At 53.7% G+C, this 18,201-nt stretch carries 14 protein-coding genes; 4 read left to right on the top strand and 10 right to left on the bottom strand.

The window, feature by feature from the left end:
* The first annotated feature begins 23 nt into the window (after nucleotides 1-23).
* Entirely contained in the window at nucleotides 24-1,799 is a 1,776-nt protein-coding gene (locus MKY86_RS02455) for an ABC transporter ATP-binding protein (protein ID WP_076081953.1), read from the top strand.
* Nucleotides 1,786-3,561, top strand: a complete 1,776-nt coding sequence (locus MKY86_RS02450) for an ABC transporter ATP-binding protein (protein WP_076081954.1) — start codon at nucleotides 1,786-1,788, stop codon at nucleotides 3,559-3,561. The genes MKY86_RS02455 and MKY86_RS02450 overlap by 14 nt, the downstream gene beginning before the upstream one ends.
* Nucleotides 3,562-3,930: 369 nt before the next feature.
* Here the strand turns inward: MKY86_RS02450 and MKY86_RS02445 are convergent, their stop codons facing one another.
* Nucleotides 3,931-4,533 (bottom strand): GNAT family N-acetyltransferase, encoded by a 603-nt coding sequence (locus MKY86_RS02445; protein ID WP_076081979.1) that lies wholly within the window; start codon nucleotides 4,531-4,533, stop codon nucleotides 3,931-3,933.
* A gap of 4 nt (nucleotides 4,534-4,537) precedes the next feature.
* A complete protein-coding gene (locus tag MKY86_RS02440) occupies nucleotides 4,538-5,476 on the bottom strand; it encodes an AraC family transcriptional regulator (protein WP_076081955.1) in 939 nt (312 codons plus the stop codon).
* 66 nt (nucleotides 5,477-5,542) lie between these two features.
* On the opposite strand from MKY86_RS02440, the gene MKY86_RS02435 reads away from it, so the two are divergent.
* Both MKY86_RS02435 and MKY86_RS02430 read left to right on the top strand, forming a co-directional pair.
* Nucleotides 5,543-6,094 carry a histidine phosphatase family protein gene (locus tag MKY86_RS02435; RefSeq protein WP_076081956.1) on the top strand — a complete coding sequence of 184 codons (552 nt, stop codon included), beginning with the start codon at nucleotides 5,543-5,545 and terminating at the stop codon, nucleotides 6,092-6,094.
* A gap of 80 nt (nucleotides 6,095-6,174) precedes the next feature.
* Entirely contained in the window at nucleotides 6,175-6,705 is a 531-nt protein-coding gene (locus tag MKY86_RS02430) for a ClbS/DfsB family four-helix bundle protein (protein ID WP_076081957.1), read from the top strand.
* A gap of 68 nt (nucleotides 6,706-6,773) precedes the next feature.
* On the opposite strand, the gene MKY86_RS02425 is transcribed toward MKY86_RS02430, so the two are convergent.
* The 8 genes from MKY86_RS02425 to yaaA all read right to left on the bottom strand — a co-directional run bounded on the left by MKY86_RS02425 (nucleotide 6,774) and on the right by yaaA (nucleotide 18,180).
* A complete protein-coding gene (locus MKY86_RS02425) occupies nucleotides 6,774-7,022 on the bottom strand; it encodes a hypothetical protein (RefSeq protein WP_076081958.1) in 249 nt (82 codons plus the stop codon).
* Nucleotides 7,012-8,577 carry a glycosyltransferase family 39 protein gene (locus MKY86_RS02420; protein ID WP_076081959.1) on the bottom strand — a complete coding sequence of 522 codons (1,566 nt, stop codon included), beginning with the start codon at nucleotides 8,575-8,577 and terminating at the stop codon, nucleotides 7,012-7,014. The genes MKY86_RS02425 and MKY86_RS02420 overlap by 11 nt, the downstream gene beginning before the upstream one ends.
* 227 nt (nucleotides 8,578-8,804) lie before the next feature.
* Nucleotides 8,805-9,665, bottom strand: coding sequence for a formylglycine-generating enzyme family protein (locus tag MKY86_RS02415; protein ID WP_076081960.1), 861 nt, complete (start codon nucleotides 9,663-9,665; stop codon nucleotides 8,805-8,807).
* A gap of 166 nt (nucleotides 9,666-9,831) precedes the next feature.
* A complete protein-coding gene (locus tag MKY86_RS02410) occupies nucleotides 9,832-10,455 on the bottom strand; it encodes a glycoside hydrolase family 11 protein (protein ID WP_076081961.1) in 624 nt (207 codons plus the stop codon).
* A gap of 690 nt (nucleotides 10,456-11,145) precedes the next feature.
* The gene (locus MKY86_RS02405; RefSeq protein ID WP_076081962.1) at nucleotides 11,146-12,186 is read right to left on the bottom strand and encodes an NAD(P)-dependent alcohol dehydrogenase; all 1,041 of its coding nucleotides are present in this window, start codon (nucleotides 12,184-12,186) and stop codon (nucleotides 11,146-11,148) included.
* A 203-nt stretch (nucleotides 12,187-12,389) separates the two neighbouring features.
* Entirely contained in the window at nucleotides 12,390-13,517 is a 1,128-nt protein-coding gene (locus tag MKY86_RS02400; RefSeq protein ID WP_076081963.1) for an ROK family transcriptional regulator, read from the bottom strand.
* A 280-nt stretch (nucleotides 13,518-13,797) separates the two neighbouring features.
* Nucleotides 13,798-17,181: a HEAT repeat domain-containing protein gene (locus MKY86_RS02395; RefSeq protein WP_076081964.1), complete on the bottom strand. Its 3,384-nt coding sequence runs from the start codon at nucleotides 17,179-17,181 to the stop codon at nucleotides 13,798-13,800.
* A 240-nt stretch (nucleotides 17,182-17,421) separates the two neighbouring features.
* Nucleotides 17,422-18,180, bottom strand: coding sequence for a peroxide stress protein YaaA (yaaA, locus tag MKY86_RS02390; protein ID WP_076081965.1), 759 nt, complete (start codon nucleotides 18,178-18,180; stop codon nucleotides 17,422-17,424).
* Nucleotides 18,181-18,201: the final 21 nt, after the last annotated feature.

Below are 18,201 nucleotides of genomic sequence, written 5' to 3'. Positions count from 1 at the left end.
AACAACAGGAAACAGGTGATCAAATGTTTGAAATCAAATGGCTGTGGCAGAACCTGGAGGGCAACCGGGCGCGGTATATCGTGGCGCTCTGCCTCTCGGTAGTGGGATCAAGTCTTACGATTGTGAACCCCTACATCAGCCAGCGCATCGTCGATACGTTCATTGCCGGTGACCACGCAGGAGCGAATCTTGCTACAGGACGCGGGCTGCTGATTGCGCTCTGCCTGGGCATGATCGGCTTCTCTCTGCTACGTACAGGGCTGGCATACTTCACGACCATGCAGTACGAAATTTCTTCACAGAATATGATGTACAATATCCGGATTTATCTGTACAACAAGATTCAGGGCCAGGACCGGGAATATTATGACCGCAACCGCACCGGGGACCTGATGACGAAGATGACGGGGGATCTGGATATGGTCCGCCACTCGATGGCATGGATTTTCAAGACGATTATTGAATCGCTTACGATTTTCCTGGCAGCCGTCATTTATTTCCTCACGATTGATGTGAAGCTGACGCTGTGGATGCTGATCCTGTCACCGCCGATTTTTGTGGTGGCCTTTATCTTCGCCAAGAGAGTGCGCCCAATGTACATCGACCTGCGCGAGCGGCTGTCCCAGCTCAATACGACGACACAGGAGAATATCTCGGGGAACCGTGTGGTGAAGGCTTTTGCCCGTGAGGAGTTCGAGATTTCCAAGTTCACGGAGAAGAATGTCAACTACGCGGTGGCGAATAAAAAAGCGGCCCTCGTCTGGCTCGACTACTTCCCTTATCTGGAGTCGTTCGCACAAGGCTTCAACGTGGTCCTGATGCTGGCCGGCGGTTACTACGTGATGGAGGGGCGGATTACCTTCGGTGAGTTCACGGCGTTCTCCTCGCTGATCTGGGCCGTCTCGAACCCCATGCGCAATATCGGCATTATTATTAATGATATTCAGCGCTTCTTCGCCAGCTTATCCAAAATCGTCGATATCTATTACGCCCGTCCGGCGATTGCCAATGACCATAACCCGGTGGAGCGCCGCCGCTATGAGGGACGGATTGAATTCGACCATGTCCGGTTCAAATATGATAACGCTACCGTGCTGGATGATGTGAGCTTCACGATAGCCCCCGGCGAGACCATTGCGATCATGGGGGCCACCGGCTCCGGCAAAACCTCCCTCATCAATCTCATTCCCCGCTTCTATGATGTGGCTGGCGGGCGAGTGCTGGTAGACGGCAGAGATGTCCGGGAGCTGGAGCTGGATGAGCTGCGGGGGAATATCGGGATGGCTACGCAGGATGTCCTGCTGTTCTCCGATACCATTGACGGCAACATCGCTTACGGCGATCCTGATCTGCCTGAAGAGGATGCGAAGGCTTACGCGGCTCTGGCCGCTGCCCATGATTTCATTGTCAAAATGCCTGAAGGCTACGATACCGTAGTCGGGGAACGCGGTGTAGGGTTGTCCGGGGGGCAAAAGCAACGTATTGCGCTGGCCCGCGCCTTGGCGGTCCAACGTCCGATTCTGATTCTGGATGATACGACCTCTGCGGTCGATCTGGAGACGGAGGAGCATATTCAGCGCAGCCTGCGTGAGCTGGAGTATCCCTGCACGAAAATCATCATTGCGCAGCGGGTATCCACTACCGCCCAGGCTGACCGCATTCTGATTCTGGAGGGCGGGCGTTTGATTGAGGAAGGAACCCATGCCGAGCTGCTGGCGAAGCGGGGGTATTACTATGATGTATTCATGCTTCAGAACGAGGGCATTGGAAGGCAGGTGACCGAAAGTGGCCAGAAATAAATTCGATGTCGATGAGAATCTGGAATCGCCGTTCAATATCAAGCATTTCCGGCGGGCCATGGTCTATATCAGACGTAAGAAGAAGCCGATGCTTATCGCATTCGCGCTTAGCGCATTGTCGGCGGCGATTGCCCTGTCGGCTCCGCTGATCATGCAGCATGTCGTGGATGTGACCATTCCGGCCAAAGACATGGGCGCACTGGCAGGCTGGTCCCTGCTAATGCTGGCGACCATCGTGGTCAGCGTCATTCTGGCTACGATCCGCTCGCGAATTATGACGAGCGTCGGACAGGATATTATCTTCGATATCCGCACCGACCTGTTCAAGCATCTACAGGAGCTGCCCTTCAAATATTATGACGACCGGCCGCAGGGTAAAATCCTGATCCGGGTCGTGAACTACGTCAACGGGGTCTCCGATGTGTTGTCGAACGGAATTATCAACTTCATCCTGGAAATCGTGAACCTGATCTTCATCGCCGTGTTCATGTTCGCCGTGGATGTGCGGCTCTCCTTCATCATTCTGGCCGGACTGCCGGTGTTCCTCGGCATCATGCTGCTGATCAAGACCCGGCAGCGCCGGGCCTGGCAGGCCGTATCGAACAAAAGCTCCAACCTGAACGCTTATCTCCAGGAGAGCATCAGCGGCATCGGCGTTACCCAGATGTTCTCCCGGGAGACACGCAATGAGGGCATCTTCACCCGTCTGGCCGGCAACTTCCGCACCGCCTGGATGAAGGCGTTGCGTTACAACATTCTGATTCCGTTCAGTGTCGATAACCTGTCTACCATTGTTACGGCTATGATCTTCCTGGTCGGCCTGCTGACCCTGGACCCGCAGAACATGACGCTGGGCGTCATTCTGGCTATGAGCAGCTATGCGGCCCGCTTCTGGCAGCCGATCCTGAACCTGTCGAACCTGTACAACAACTTCATTAATGCAGTGGCTTACCTGGAGCGGATCTTCGAGACGCTGGATGAGCCGGTAACGGTCAGCGATGTTCCCGGTGCGAAGGCGCTGCCGCCGGTTCAGGGCCGGGTGACGTTCGATGATGTCACCTTCGCCTATGATCCGGGTCTGAATATCCTGGAGAACATCTCCTTCGATGTTGCAGCCGGAGAGAGCGTTGCTCTGGTTGGTCCGACCGGTGCGGGCAAGACCACGGTCGTCAACCTGATCTCGCGGTTCTATAACCTGACCGGCGGACGCATTCTGATCGACGGGCAGGATATCTCGCAGATCACGCTGAAATCGCTGCGTAGCCAGATGGGGATCATGCTGCAGGACAGCTTCATTTTCTCGGGAACCATTCTGGATAATATCCGCTACGGCAGACCGGATGCGACCGAGGCAGAGGTTATCGCCGCCGCGAAGGCAGTTTGCGCCGACGACTTCATCCGCGAATTCGATCAGGGCTACCAGACCGAGGTGAACGAACGCGGCTCCAAGCTCTCCCAAGGGCAGCGGCAGCTGATCTCGTTTGCCAGAACGCTGCTGGCCAACCCGCGGATTCTCATCCTGGATGAGGCCACCTCCTCCATCGATGCACAGACCGAGCGTCTGCTCCAGAAGGGGTTGAACGAGCTATTGAAGGGACGCACCTCGTTCATCATCGCGCACCGCCTGTCTACGGTGAAGAACTGCGACCGGATCATGTATGTCGCGAACAAGGGCATTGCCGAGAGCGGCTCCCATGACGAGCTGATCGCCCGCCGCGGCCTGTACCACCGGCTGTATACGGCGCAGAAGATGGAAGCCTGAGGTGCAGTGCAGGATAAAACTTAGACACCAATAAGAGTATGCCAAAACCGCAGCAAGGGTTCGCCCCTGTCTGCGGTTTTTGGCGTGCTATGATGAACCATACAGCACATATTCAGTGAAGAATATGTCCGCATGCACGATCCGTTACCACCTAAGTCTGCTGGTTGCTGGCTTCATCAATTTGTGCAATTAAGCAGCACTCCTGCTGCGATCCATGCGGACTGGAGAGCCGCTATTCCTGTAAATTGCACCATTTTGGGGGCTAAGCGGACTCACATGCACTTAACTAGTCGCTCTTGCCTCATTTCCATCACCAACTGGCCTTATAACGGCCTCTCAGTCCGCGGGCGAGCTGTAAAGCTGTCTTTTTCAAAAGATAAGGGCCTCATGGTCCGGTTGTAGAACCTTCATATACTCTTCCCTAAGCATGCTGTAGATCTCCAGATCGACCACCCCCTTGCCGGACCAGAGGGCCGCTTGCCGAAGCATCCCTTCCTTGACATATCCGTTCTTCAGCAGCACCTTCTTGGAGGTCTCGTTGTCCAGCATCACTTCCGCCTGAATCCGGTTCACCTGCACCTGTCCGAACAGGAATTCCGTCAGCAAGGCCACCGCTCTGGAAGCAAGGCCCTTCCCCCAGTGGGCTTCCGCGAGGAAGTAGCCAATCGTCACCATGTTCACCTTCTGATTGAAGTCACAGGCTTCAATAATCCCGAGCAGGTGCATCTCGTCCTCTGCGGTGAAGATGCCCCACTTGATCCGCGATCTTTTGAGATAGTCCCGTTCATAATGACCGATCATGCTCTTCACTGTCAGCTTGTTGTGCTTGGGGATGATGCCGCAATACTCAAACACATGATCATTGCTGTAGATCTCGAACAGCTCATCCAGATGCTGCTCCTCAATCTTGCGCAGTACAAGCTCCCCTGATCTTAGGACAGGGAACTGGTCAAACACAACCTCCATGTTCATTCCCTTACACTCCATTCTCTGCTTCCTGCATGCCTCGCCGGATGGGGACGTACAGATCAACCATGCACTTGCCCTGCGGGTCCTGCGTAGGATCATTCAGACAGAATTCCAGGCACGGCCGGTCATCGGCTTCATAGCCGCTGCGAGATAACCATACGCTGAACATAGTATCGTACGCAAGGACAAATCTATCTACCGTATCGTAGTAAGAATACACCGCATACAGGCCGCCGGCCAATGTCTTGAACCCGACTGCCTCCCGGTGCGCCTCCGGCCCGAAGTCGGCAGGCAGTGTTACACAAGCATCATAGCGGCAGGCCGACTCTTCCGTAAGCTCCCCGTCGTCCAGTGAGATTCCGATGAACTGCTGATTCGCCGGATGCAGCCCCTGCTCAGCAGCCCAGCCGGTTAGCTTGTCCCATGCGTGATGCGTATCCAGGTAACTTCCATTATGCCTGACATAAGCGACCTCAACCTCTGTAATTTCTCTGAGTTCTACCATACTGTCCCACGCCCTCCTTAACAGCGGATTACCTGCTGCTTTATTGTAATCTACCAGGGCGCCCGGCTCTGCCTGCTTATTGCTGAGGAATGACGGGAAATTGCTATGTTTACGTTTCCTGCTTCTGATGGTGCCCGGCGAACAGCCGTAATGACGCTTGAAATGAACGCCCAGCGCAGATACCGACTCGAACCCGCAATTCCCCGCGATCTCCAGAATGGTCAGGTTCGTCTCAGTCAGCAGCACCCATGCCCGCTCAATGCGCTTCCTGGTTACGAAGGCCATGGGCGTCATGCCCGTGAAGGCTGTAAATATTCTGGTGAAATGATACTTGGAGAAATGGGAGACCTCCGCCAGCTGATCCAGCCGCAGCGGCTGGCTGCTGTGATTTTCTATGTAGGCAATAACCTGCTTAATCCTCTCCCCATACTGCTCCTGCATCGCTGAATCCTCCGTCCCCTTCGTGTTACAATACTGTACAAATATAAATGGATGAGGCGATAATCAATGGTTACCACTCTCTACTTCGTACGACATGCCCACTCTACTTATTCTACCGATGAATTGAATAGACCTTTATCTGAGAAGGGGCGGGCAGACGCCCGGAGGGTTACCCGACTACTCCTCCATGAGAATATTAATATTCTGATCTCAAGTCCCTATAAACGGGCTATACAGACCATTGAGGGGCTGGAGGAACCGCTTAATGCTAAGATTATAATCGAGGATGATTTTAGAGAAAGAGTGTTGTCTTCAGATCCTGTACCTGACTTCGGGCAGGCAATATCCAAGGTGTGGGAGGACTTTTCCTTCGCCTGGCCGGGAGGAGAATCCAATCTGGTTGCCCAGAACAGAGGCGTACAAGCACTCTATAAAGTTTTGCAGCAATATAAAGGAAATTCGATCGCTATCGGAACGCACGGTAATATGATGGTTCTGATCATGAATGCTCTGGATAAGCGTTATGATTATAGCTTCTGGAAGCAGTTAGAAATGCCCGACATCTATAAGCTAAGCTTCCATGAGGACAAGCTTGTGGGCGTGCAACGTATTTGGTAATTACTCTCCATCCATCCTATTAAACTGGACAGACTGTTGTCACAACCCTGTGGTATAACCAGAGGAAAGGAGTGATTGTTATGGCAAGCTATGAATACTCGTCCCGTCAGGAGCTGATAGACACGATCCATAATCTGTACCTGCTCTTGGATGCCGAGTATGACGGAATTAACAATACATATAAGGATACGCGAATTCCCGAGGTGGACAAAACCCCAGCCGAGATCATCGCTTATCAGCTGGGCTGGCTGGGGCTGGTGAGGGGCTGGGAGAAGGATGAGCTGGCGGAACGAACAGTCCAGATGCCCGCTGCGGATTACAAGTGGAATCAGCTCGGCGGGTTGTATCAGTCCTTCTACAGCAAATATGCGCAGTATTCTCTGCCTGAGTTACGAGAACTCTTCCGGCAAACCGAGCAGCAGTGGCTGGACTGGATTGGAACATTAACAGAGGAGGAGCTGTTCATCCAAGGCGCGCGTAAGTGGACCGGAACCAAGGAGAACTGGCCGATGGCCCGGTGGATTCAAATTAACTCGGCGGCCCCGTTCAAGACCTTTCGGGGAAAGATCCGGAAGTGGAAAAAGCATTGTCCTGAAGGACTGGCAGAGTAAAATAGTGGCAGTATGACAAATTCGCATAGCAGCATAGCATCCAATGCTTAGCGTCCACTGCTTCGCAATCATTGCGTGCTGTCTGCCCTCCCGTCTGGCGCTTGCATCCCCCTCCTGCCAGGGCCTTCCCGGTTCATTCCCCTGCTCCCGTCCTTGAAGTTGGTGCCGCCGCCATTCATGCCGGGGAACCCGCCGGGCCGGGAATTGAAGTCTGCACTGGTAATATTCTGAGCCGTGACTGCTTCGCAGGAAGTGAGCAGCAGCGAACAGCTAAGCACACTAATGATTAAGGTGATGTAATATTTCTTAGTCCGCATGATTAGACCTCCTTGTGCCGGTCAGCAATACATATACGTCTTGGACACCCAAGTAGGATAAGACAAGCAGCAGCGGATACACGGGATACAGATACCGCGACTTAATCTCCCAGAGCAGGTAGAACCCGATGAAGCCAAGAATCACCAGTAGGAGCGGGGTCTCCGCATAGCGCTTAGCCCGCAGTCCCCGGATTAACCGGATCAGAATGAAGACGTACATCAGGAAATTCTGGACATATAAGGCCCACAGCAAGCCGCTCCGGTACATAGAATCACCTTCAAACAGTCTGCTTGCAGCTGTGGAATAGCTGTAATGGCCCATCACCATGCCGCCCCTTCCTCCGCCGGAGGAGGCTGCTTCATTTCCAATTCCGTAGCGCTCCATCTGATATGTCCCTTCCGTCCAGGTCCAGACCAGCTTTTTATAATACATTTCTGCAAGCTCGGTTAAGGTCGCACCGGAGAGCTTGCTGCGGATAGACGCCTTGAACAGTTCTACACTCTCCGCCTTATTATAGCCGGCCTCCTGTTGGTAGATATTATAGCTCTCCCGGTCATCCCAGAACCCGAGTGTCTCCAGATTAATCCCCATATTCAGCCACATGTACACTGGAGCAGAATTGCCGGACGGCGATTCGTCCACAATGCCTGTTGCCTGAAGCGCCGTATTCTGAATCCAGGCAGGAAGAACCCACAGCAGCAGGGTTATGCCAAAGGCAGCAATAACCTTCTTCACGCCAATTGCCCGCAGGTTGAGAAGCAGACTGAGAACAATGGCAATCAGGAAGATCATACCTATACTACGGAAGTAGTTGCCGAGTGTCAGCAGTACTGCCGCGAACAGCATATCCTTCATGGATCTTCTGCGGATGAACCTGACTCCGAAGTAGAGCGCGCTGGTGAGCAGAGCCGTGGCAATTCCATCATTATAGATGAAGTTGCTCATGAACAAAGCCGGAACATAGGTCGCAGCCACAATCAGAAGGCCATAGTTTTTGCTGCGGGATTGGGGTCTAAGTTCTTGGCCGAGCAGATAGATGACCAGCGTGGTGACGAGCGTGAACAGGATATTGAAGCTTTTGATCACCAGATAATTGTCCGGGAACAGAAGCAGCAGCGTCTTCAGATACAGCACGAAGGAGAAATTAAAAGGGAACATGTACAGGTATCCGCCTGACTGGAAGGAGGAATAATCCTTGTCATAGAGCATAGCCCAGGCCAGGGACAGCACTGTCTGTGAATCATCTGTAGGCATGCGGGTGAACAGGAAAATAATCACGAGCTGCATGGCACCAGACAACAGCAGAACGGCAGGAATAACCTTGACCCGGCTATACCCTTCAAGCTTCCGTGAGAGTCTGTACAGCACGTAGCCCAGTCCCAGAACAAATACAATCCATAGCAGGAACACAAACAGCTGCTGCCCTTCCAGCACTGCCCGGTCACCATACACGGAATAATTATATTTCGCCCGAAAAAAGAAGGATGAAGCGATGAACAGCCCAATGAACAAGGCGAGGATGAACGTTATGATTTGCTGGATTCTTTTTACCATGATACCCTCCTGATCGGCAGCGTCCGGCGAGTCTTTCGCATGTGTCTTAATCCATATACGGAGTATACATAGTGAATCTGAATGTTAGTTGAAAGGATGCTGCCTGAGCATAAAAAAACCTCCGGGTCCTCTCCAGCCGCCGCATTCATAGATGCGCTCATGCCGGAAAAGCTTCCCGAAGGCTTGCTGCTAACCTACTCTGTTCCTGGTGAATACGTACAGGTGAATCACTTGTCAGCAACAGCACGAACCACACGAAACCCCTGGTCATTCCCCCGGCTGCTCGGCTCGTATTGACCCCGGAAGGATACCTCTGTGTTGTTCACCCCGCCGATCCAGCCGCCGCCCTTCACCAGCCGGACCGAGCCGGTCTTGCTATTCGAATCCCCTTCTCCGTACCAGTTCCAGCACCATTCCCTTACGTTGCCTGACATATCATACAGTCCCAGCTCATTGGGCTGCTTGAGGCCGGTATTTCTCGGCTGGCTATGGTTGTTCTCAATCGCAGGCCAGTTCCAGTCCCCGGTCAGGAATTGGTCGCCGGAATTCCGCCAGTACCAGGCTACCTCCTCCGGGTTATCGCTTCCGCTATACGGATTGCTTGTGCTCATCCGGCCTCCGCCTGCTGCATATTCCCACTCGGCTTCTGTCGGCAGACGGTAACCGTCCGCCCCTTCATTGGCCGTTACAGTCCATTTCATGAAATCCAGGTCACTTGTATTATTCGGATCGACCGTATTCTTGTCTATATTATAATAAGGGGCCAGGCCTTCCTTCACACTCCGCTCATTGCAGTACTCCACGGCATCATACCAGGTTACGCTCTCTACCGGCAGCTTATCTCCTTTGAACTGCGAGGGGTTATTCTTCATCACTTCCAGCCATTCTTGCTGGGTGACCTCATATTTACCGATGTAGAAGTCCGGGAGGATCATCTCTGTCCCGTAATAATTGGATTTCGTATCCTTAAAAGCACCGCCTTCCACCCGCACTAAACGCTCATCAGCGGCAGGCTTCTCCTGCGAGCAGGCACTGGCTATAACCGCGATTGCCATGCACAGAATCAGAATCATTAATGGTTTTCTCATGAATACCTCTCCTTTGAGCAGATGGGCAAGGTACAGGACCTAAGCACAGTTCAGTGTGTGAAAATGATAAGGCCGGCAGCTTGTACACCCGGCCGGCCTTAGCCTGTTAATGGTTAGCTGAGCTTACGCCACTGCCGGAACGGCAAGGTGCCGGTCAGCTTGTCCATTACCACACGGTTACGTTGGAGCTGCCGCTGCTCTGATATCCTTCGGTAGCCAGTACCTGATATGACCAGCTGCTTCCCAGATACATCGATTTGCTCTGCCAGGCGTTCACGTGGTTGCTGAACGTAATCTGGACATTGCTGCCGATGGGCCGTTTGGATTGTCTTACACTCCAGTACTGCGGGAACGTAGCATTTCCGTCAATGGAAGGAGCGTTGTAACGCATCGTACGATAGATATCATAAGTACCGCCATCACTGTTCACCGTGCCTTTGTAATCGCCGGTGGGTCTATAAGTTCCCCAGTTGTCTACCACGTAATATTCAATAAGGGCATTCCGGGTCCATCCGTATAAGGTGAGGTAGCCGTTGCCGGAAGGCGCGAAAACCCCTGCATTATAATTTACAACCCGGTTCGGTGATCCGTAAGTCCAACCTTTACCCACTACGAAGTTCCCGGTATTGTACCAGTTCACACTGTAATTCCCGCCACTTCCGTTCACCGCATTCACGGTTCCTCCGCCATCGGTCCAGTTCTGCCAATAATCTGTTGCGCCTGCAGTCGCTGCGAACGCACTGAAGCTCAGTGCCGCTGTCATTAATACCGTAAGAAGTTTCTTTTTCATTGTAAATTAATACCTCCCGATTATAATGGTGTTTGCTTGCAGCTTGCTTCTCTCCATAGAATATAACTTATCCTGATGGTTATCCCATATATTTACTTGTCCTCCTTTCGAGATGATTATATCTAGTAAGCGTTTACATTTCTCTCTGCAAACTAAAGATTAACCCCCAATTTTTATTGATATTATGAAATTATTGGGTCTAATCGACGGGATCTTTGCTCTCGCGGGAAGCAAGTGGCGGAAATTCGGGAAATTTCGGCAGCGGCGGACTAACATTGGCTCCTTCAGCCTGCGTTTGCTGGAATCAGGTGCACTAATGCTCTTCATTTGCTCATTCAGCCCACTTTTGCCGAAATCAGGTGTACTAATGCCCTTCATTGGCTCATCCGGCCTACTTTTGCTGAAATCAGGTGTACTAATGCTCTTCATTGGCTCATCCGGCCTACTTTTGCTGAAATCAGGTGTACTAATGCTCTTCGTAACCTGAGTGGGCCTTTCAGTTCATCCTCCGGCCCACCTTCAGCCCACCAAAGGGATGGGTCCCTTTCTTCCACCTCGTCCCGCCTTCATATCCCTCCAACGCCAAAAAGCCGCCCCGGAACGGGACAGCTCAACACTCAGCTATAGCTCACTTGTCACTACTGTCAATATTCATTCATCGCTACATACTCACCGTTCGCCTGCAGCCGCTTAACCCATCCGAATAACAGCCTTGACCACATCCTCCTTATTGTTGATCACGTAATCGAACGCTTGCTGCGTCTCCTCGAAGTCAAATTCGTGGGTGACGATGCCCTTGACGTCAATCTTGCCGTCCGCGATGGCTCCGATGGCTGCCGGATACAGGTTGCGGTACCGGAAGACCGACTTGATGTCGGCTTCCTTGAACATAATCTGCATGAAGTCAAAGTCGATGATATCCTTGGCGGCCAGGCCGACCAGGACGATGGTTCCGCCTCTTTTGACCAGATAAGGGGTCTGCTTCACCGTATGCTCGCTGCCTGCCGTCTCGATGACCTTATCCACGCCCGCGCCGTCGGTCCATGCCGCAGCCGCCTCCAGCACATCCTCATGTCTGGCGTTAATCACCCGCGTAGCCCCTAGCTTCATCGCCGCCTCCAGCCGCTTCTCAATGATGTCCACCACTACAATCTCCGTAGCCCCGTATGCCTTGCAGGCCAGCAAAGTGACCAGCCCGATGCAGCCCGCTCCCAGAATCACCACACGGTCCCCCAGCTTAACGCCGCCCTGTGCCGCAGCATGGAGTCCCACCGCCAGCGGTTCCACCAGCGCCCCCTCCTTCGAAGACACATTATCCGGCAGCTTGAAGGCCATGTTCTCCGGAAAAGCCATATAATCCATCAGACAGCCATGATACGGCGGCGTAGCCAGGAACTGTACATCCGGACACAAATTATACTTGCCGCTCTTGCAGAACTCACATTGTCCGCAGGTCACACCAGGCTCCAAGGCCACCCGGTCCCCCACCTTCAGATGCTTCACGCCAGGGCCAAGCTCCACCACTTCTCCGGCGCATTCATGCCCCAGAATGAAATCTCCGTTCACCACGAAATCGCCGATCCGGCCATGCTCCAGGTAATGCACATCCGAGCCGCAGATGCCGACAACCTCCAGCTTCACAATGACCTCGCCCGCTTGGGCTACAGGCATGCCGATTTCCTTCATTGCCATTTGCTTCAGATCTGTCATATAACAAGCTCTGTTCTTCATCTGTTTCTCCTCCTCAGGGACATTAGGTACTCTTAGTATAATAATATACTTTTATAAAACTATTTAAATAAGATTATAATCAGATTTAAAGTGAAGTCAACAAAAACTCCCCCAGATAAGGACAGTGCCGCGATTGCAGCAACGTCCCTCTTCTGGGGGAGCGGGGAAAGCAGATATTGTATTTGGGTAAAATCAATCCGGATCTAGATGCTGTCGATAAACTCCGTCACCAGCTCCAGAGCAGCGCCCACAGCGGTGGCTTCAAGCTTATATTTACAGACCCGCAGGTAGGAACCGTCCTGTTCGAAGGTGTTCTTGCTCGCTGCTAACGCCTGAAGATCATCGATGTATTCCTCCATGTAAGCTCCGGCATAGCCGCCGAGAATCACATCGCAATCGTACAGCATCCGCAGGTTATTCACTGTAATGACCAGATAGCCCACATACTCCTGCCAGATGGCCTGCTGCTCCTTCCTGCCCTCTCCCAAGAGCCTGAAGAATTCCACAATACTGCCCCCGGTGCTGTCCGAGAGGAGTCTCGCGGAGCAGTAGGCATCGACGCAGCCCTTCTGCCCGCAGTAGCAGGTCCGGCCTCCAGGCAGAATTGTCATATGCCCGAACTCCCCGCTGCGGTAATTCTGGCCTGTATAGATCTGATTACCTACTATAATGGCACCGCCCACGCTATTGTTAAGGGACAGATAGACCACATTGTGTATGTCCTGCTCTCCCCACAGTTCAGTGAGTCCCGCCGCATTCGCATCATTGCTCAGGACGCAGGGATAAGGGATGTATTCGGCGAACCGCCGGACACTGCCTCCCTTGAAATCTATGACTGTAGCATAGCTCACGGTCTGCCGGTCCCCGGATAGAATCGCGGGCAGCGCAATGCCTACACCGAGAATCTGGCTGCGCTCCAGCTGACAAGCCTCTATGAAATCCTCCACCAGCTTGCCTACTCCCCGGAAGTAAGTCTCCTCATTCGCAAATGGATAATGATTCCTGACATTCTTAATGATCCTGCCGCTCAAGTCAATGACGACAATTCCCACATGATTCAGGGTAACATCCAATCCGACAGCATAACCCGCCACCCTGTTGCAGGCCAACGACTTGGCCTTACGGCCTCCGGTGGATTCATACAGCCCGGTCTCCTCAATCAGCCCGCGTTCCTGCAGCTCCTTGAGATTCTGTGTCACGGTGGGAAGACTTAGACCTAGCGCCTGCGCAATCTCCTGAATGGAAGTGGATTCACGTTGATACAGGTACCGGTAAATGGCGTTCCGGTTCATCTTTTTAACTTCCATACTGTTCAAGCGATGTGTCGCCATTCGAATCCCCCTCACTTTTACAAATGTACTTTATAATTTTATACATATAATATGCAATCACACCCGTTATAGCAATCATTAGCCGCTTTAATTGTGAATAATTTCACGTAAGCGGTTTTATTGTATCAAGAATTGGAAGTCCCGTCATTAATCTTTTGGGACATCTCGATTCTTATTTATTCTTAATGCTACCGGATTCTATGAACATTTAGGCTTCCGGGTCTACGCCCGCTCCGAACAGGATGAGCAAGGCAAGCCTTGGCCCATCCTGCATATGCGGTTATAGCATGAACAGCCGGGATTCCCCCGCCGTCCAAATATTCAGCGCCTGTGTGCGGACTGCGGGATTCGCATAGTTCCTGTACTCCCGCAGACGCTCTGACGTTTCCGGGCTCCAGCGCAGCGCGCTTCCCGCTGCTTCCAGCAAGGACAGTCCGAGATACTGAGCTTCATAAGACGGTTCTGCCCGCAGCACATCCACAATCTCAAGCAATGTCTCTGCTGTCCAGTATCCGGCGCTGTTCTCCAGGCTGACGGCAAGCCCGCGGTACAACTCGCTCAAGAGCTGCGGCTGACGGGTTACCTCCTGCGCGATCCGCTTCACATACACGGACGCTTCCTCAACGTTACTCCAATCGATCACTGCAATATATAAGGTCAGGACCAGCTGTTGTAATGTCTCATCGGCGGCCAGAATATCGGTTAGCTCGAGGTACAACGGGGTAAGCTGCACCCTTGTACTCTTGGGCAGACCTGTAAGCTGGTTGATGAGCACCTGCAAGCGTTGCCGGTGGGGCAGATCTCTGTCCGCTGCTGCATTCCATTCCTTCCTCATGGCGGTAGCCGCCAGCTGCCGGCAGATCCCGGCCACAACCGCATTCACATTGCCGTCCCGGGCGGCTTCAATCAGTGTCATCATCGCGAACTCCCAGCTGGAGCTGTCCTTCAGACCCGCAACCGCCTGAGCCGCAGCCGCCGCAACGGTGCCCTCATAACCGCTTGTCCACCTCTTCATGGAACTATAAGCCTGGCTGCTGACGGATACATCCGGGTGATCGGCAATGGCTATGATTAAGTCCAGATAGCGCGGTCTGTAGGCAAGCGGAAGCGCATCAGGCTGCTGGGACAACAAGCTCACTGCGATATCACGCTCTGGAGAAGCCGCGATGGCGCGCAGCACCTCCCAGCTCCGTTCATCGTCCAGCAGCCCTCTGGCAGCATGCCCTATAGCAATCACTACATCCTTATGCACAGCAGGCTTCGTGAATTCATTCAACAGCAGCGAAAGACTGTCCTCACTTCTATACGCACCAAGCAGGCGGATGGCTTCCTTGCGGACGGTGATCTTCAGCTTCTCCCGGCTCAACAGCTCCTTCAGAGCCTGAGACAGCTGCTGCGGACTGACCCGGCGGATGCACCTCGGGATGGAGTACATCGCTACACGTGCCCGATCACCATCCAGATGCTCCAACAGCACGGGCAGGGATTTCTCCGGCTCCTCCAGCAGAGACAAGGCATGAAGCGCTGCCTCCGCTACCGCCACCTCTTTGTCCTGTACCAGCTCATACAGCAGCTTCGGGTTCCTATCCGGCATACTCGCCATGATTCTAATCGCTCGCGAACGCTCAAATAGGCTGTACTTGGGACCTAAAGCGATTGTGCTTAACAGGGCACCATACGCCTCCTGCTGGCGCGGCAGCCAGCGGTGAAACCCGTCCGCAGCCGGAACAGGATATACCGTTTTGCCTGAGAGGAACTTACCCTTGATCGCAGCCCCCGACAGGTAAGGGTCCAGCCATTCCTGACGCTTCAGATGCAGATGCAAGAATACCTCGTGGATGGTAATATACGATGGATCTGCATCCAGCAGCTCCTTCACCCGTTCATCCCGCGTCTGCAGTGGCTTCAGCCAGAGCCTGGTTGCCTGTATCGCGGTTCCCTCGGTTTTGGCCCGGGTGGCTTCCCGTAAGAGCTGCTGTAGCTTGACGATGCCATAGCCTCTTTTACCAAATGAAGTTGCCAGGCTCAGCACCAGATTGTAATTCTCACGCTTCCCCGCCTGTGCGGCGTAGGAATAGATACTGTCAAAGATGATCTCTTCCACGCCCTGCGGCATATTCTTCGCAAGGGACGGCAAAGAGAGCTGCCCGTCCTGCTTCGCCAGCTTCTGGAGCGTGTTCAGCGCGAACTTGAACAGCTCCCCGCCCGGCTCCGCCGCCTGATGGCGCAGAATCGAGAAGGCCAATTGCTGCACAGAGTACCTAGTACCGTAGGAAGTGTCTCTAGCATCAATCACACTGTCCACAAGCACAGTAAGCGCAGGGACATGAGCAGCCTCGTACACAGACGCCGGACTCTCCGACAGCTCCTTGAACACCGCGCTCCGCACAGGGTCCTGATCATTACGGATGCGGCCTAAGGTCAGCAGTGTGGCATCCATTCCCTGCCTTGCAAGAACCGTGCTGCGGATCAGCTGCATCAGCGCCGTGGCGCGTTCGTCGGCATTCGATACCCGGGTGGCCTGCTCAAGCTGCTCTCTGACCTGAAGAATCGGGCGGGCGGCGGTGATGCGCAGGGTGCGCTCCCGGTTCTCCCTGATCTCACGCAGGCCCAGCATCCGGGCGGCCTCCCGCTCACGCAGCTCATGCGGCAATACATATAGCAGCCCCTCCGGGAAAATCCACTCCTCGCGCTTCTCCTCCTCATACACCGCATCAAAAATCTCCTGGCGCCTGGACGGCGCAAGATGCTCCAGCAGCCGCGCCACATGGTAGGGCTCGTCCGCCAGCAGCTTGGCAAGCTGCGCCCACTGATCCATGGAGAGAAGCTTCGCCCGCTTAAGCATTGCTTCCGGCACACCGTAAGCCATAAGCTCACCACGCGTCTGTGTCCGGATCAGCAGCTCATACACCGCGCCTGGTCTCAGGCGCATCAGTGTGCCGAGATTCGCCTTAAGCGCAGGCGGCAGCATGTCTGCCGGTCCATGGTTCACCGCATAAGCCAGCACCAGGTCAGGCTTGTGATTGCATAGATGCTCCAGCGCGGAGGAGAACCGTGACCAGACCGTCCCCTTGGCCCTAAGCGGAGCTGCTTCCAGCTCTCTGGTGAAATACTCCGCGACCACCTCCAGGTGGCGGCTGGCCAGCTTTTTCCAATCCTTAATGGCGTACCCCAGCTCAACAAGCCGGGCGCGGACGGTTGCCGCAGAGCAGGCCTGCAGCACAATCGCTGCCTCCTCCGGGCCCCACCGGGCCTGTACCACAGGCAATAACCGTTCCGCCAGCTCCTGGCGGTTCATCAGGGCTACCGTACGCAGCAGCTTGCGGCGGCAATCCTGTGACAGCTGCGGAAGCTCGCGCTCGATTTCCTCCACTGAGGCTATTTGAGCTGCCAGCCCTGCAGCCATATTCCGGATGCTTGCCATGGGGTGCTTCAGCCCCGCCAGAATCACAGAAGCATCCAGCGTAGCGATCGCCCCCATCAGGGCCAGACGCGCTTCATAAGCCCCGTCCTCCAGTAAGGAGGTAAGTAACTGTGAATATTCCGGGGACCCCAGGTGATCGCGGCCCAGTCCTGTGATTGCTTTGATTCTATCGGAATACCCCAGTGCATCCAGCTCCTTCAGTAAGCGCTGTTTGGTAAGCGGGTCTCGTCTCCTAATCATAAGTCCTCCTCTTGAATCTGTTCTGAGTTATTCCTTATTTTACAAAAAGCGGGCTTCCGCCCGCAACAAGTGGAAACGGCTTTGCCGTCCTTTACAGGACGGTACCGTTTCAGCGAGAAATATAAGGATAAGTTATTGAGTGAAACATATAAATCCTTATATTTCAAACAAAAGGGCAACCCCGAATCCGGTGCTTCCACCATCTTCAAGATTACCCTCTATACTGCTTGCTCTATCAGTCTACTCTTTGTCTTGCTTAGCCTGAACGAACACATACGTGTTCTCGTCCGACAAGGCCGCTTCATACCTGAAATCAAACCCGCTGAAGCCCTGAATCTCCTCGACGCTGGTAATCTGCTGCTCCGCCATGAACCGGACCATCTCGCCTCTGGCCATCTTGACCAGTGTCGCCCGCTCCACCACCTTGCCGCCGATCTCCTGTCCGAATACAACGCTAACCATCCGGACATGGCTGCTCAAGTACGGAGAGATGCACTTGCTATATTCCTTGGAGGCCAGATTCACAATCGTGTCACTCTCTGCGAACAGCTGGTCCGCTAATCTTCTGTTCCAGAACTCATAGAGGGTACTGAAGCCCGGCCCGCCCAGCTTGGCCTGCATCTCCAGCCTGTAAGGAACCACCCCGTCGAACGGCCGGACGATGCCATAGAACCCGGACAGTATCCGCAAATGCTGCTGCAGATAGTCCAGCTCCTCCGTCTGAAAAATCCCCGGCGCCATGTACTGGTACTGGATGCCCTCATAGGCGAAGATCGCCGGGGTCAGATTCCGGGTTAGATCCATCTCTTCAATCCGCTGCATATTCAGCGCAGCAATAGCGTCATTGCATTTCCACAGCGCCTTGGCTTCTGCGTAACTGAGCTTACGAAGCAGGGCCAGGAGCGTCTGTGACTCGTTTAAGAACTGCGGAGCCTGGCGGGATTCCAGGAAATCCGTGTCCGTCTTCATCTTTTTGGCAGGTGAAATGATGATTCTCATGATACGCTCTTTTCTACCCCT

Origin of the sequence: Paenibacillus sp. FSL R7-0333, assembly GCF_038000365.1 — a bacterium.
In the GTDB taxonomy this organism is placed as follows: Bacteria; Bacillota; Bacilli; order Paenibacillales; family Paenibacillaceae; genus Paenibacillus_AQ; species Paenibacillus_AQ silagei.
This window is presented reverse-complemented; position numbering and strand designations above follow the sequence as displayed.

What these genes read in the sequence shown, in the direction of transcription:
- MKY86_RS02455 (WP_076081953.1), top strand. Translation starts at nt 24, where the DNA reads ATGTTTGAAATCAAATGGCTGTGGCAGAACCTGGAGGGCAACCGGGCG.
- MKY86_RS02445 (WP_076081979.1), bottom strand. Translation starts at nt 4,533, where the DNA reads ATGAACATGGAGGTTGTGTTTGACCAGTTCCCTGTCCTAAGATCAGGG.
- MKY86_RS02440 (WP_076081955.1), bottom strand. Translation starts at nt 5,476, where the DNA reads ATGCAGGAGCAGTATGGGGAGAGGATTAAGCAGGTTATTGCCTACATA.
- MKY86_RS02435 (WP_076081956.1), top strand. Translation starts at nt 5,543, where the DNA reads ATGGTTACCACTCTCTACTTCGTACGACATGCCCACTCTACTTATTCT.
- MKY86_RS02430 (WP_076081957.1), top strand. Translation starts at nt 6,175, where the DNA reads ATGGCAAGCTATGAATACTCGTCCCGTCAGGAGCTGATAGACACGATC.
- MKY86_RS02425 (WP_076081958.1), bottom strand. Translation starts at nt 7,022, where the DNA reads ATGCGGACTAAGAAATATTACATCACCTTAATCATTAGTGTGCTTAGC.
- MKY86_RS02420 (WP_076081959.1), bottom strand. Translation starts at nt 8,577, where the DNA reads ATGGTAAAAAGAATCCAGCAAATCATAACGTTCATCCTCGCCTTGTTC.
- MKY86_RS02415 (WP_076081960.1), bottom strand. Translation starts at nt 9,665, where the DNA reads ATGAGAAAACCATTAATGATTCTGATTCTGTGCATGGCAATCGCGGTT.
- MKY86_RS02410 (WP_076081961.1), bottom strand. Translation starts at nt 10,455, where the DNA reads ATGAAAAAGAAACTTCTTACGGTATTAATGACAGCGGCACTGAGCTTC.
- MKY86_RS02405 (WP_076081962.1), bottom strand. Translation starts at nt 12,186, where the DNA reads ATGAAGAACAGAGCTTGTTATATGACAGATCTGAAGCAAATGGCAATG.
- MKY86_RS02400 (WP_076081963.1), bottom strand. Translation starts at nt 13,517, where the DNA reads ATGGCGACACATCGCTTGAACAGTATGGAAGTTAAAAAGATGAACCGG.
- MKY86_RS02395 (WP_076081964.1), bottom strand. Translation starts at nt 17,181, where the DNA reads ATGATTAGGAGACGAGACCCGCTTACCAAACAGCGCTTACTGAAGGAG.
- yaaA (WP_076081965.1), bottom strand. Translation starts at nt 18,180, where the DNA reads ATGAGAATCATCATTTCACCTGCCAAAAAGATGAAGACGGACACGGAT.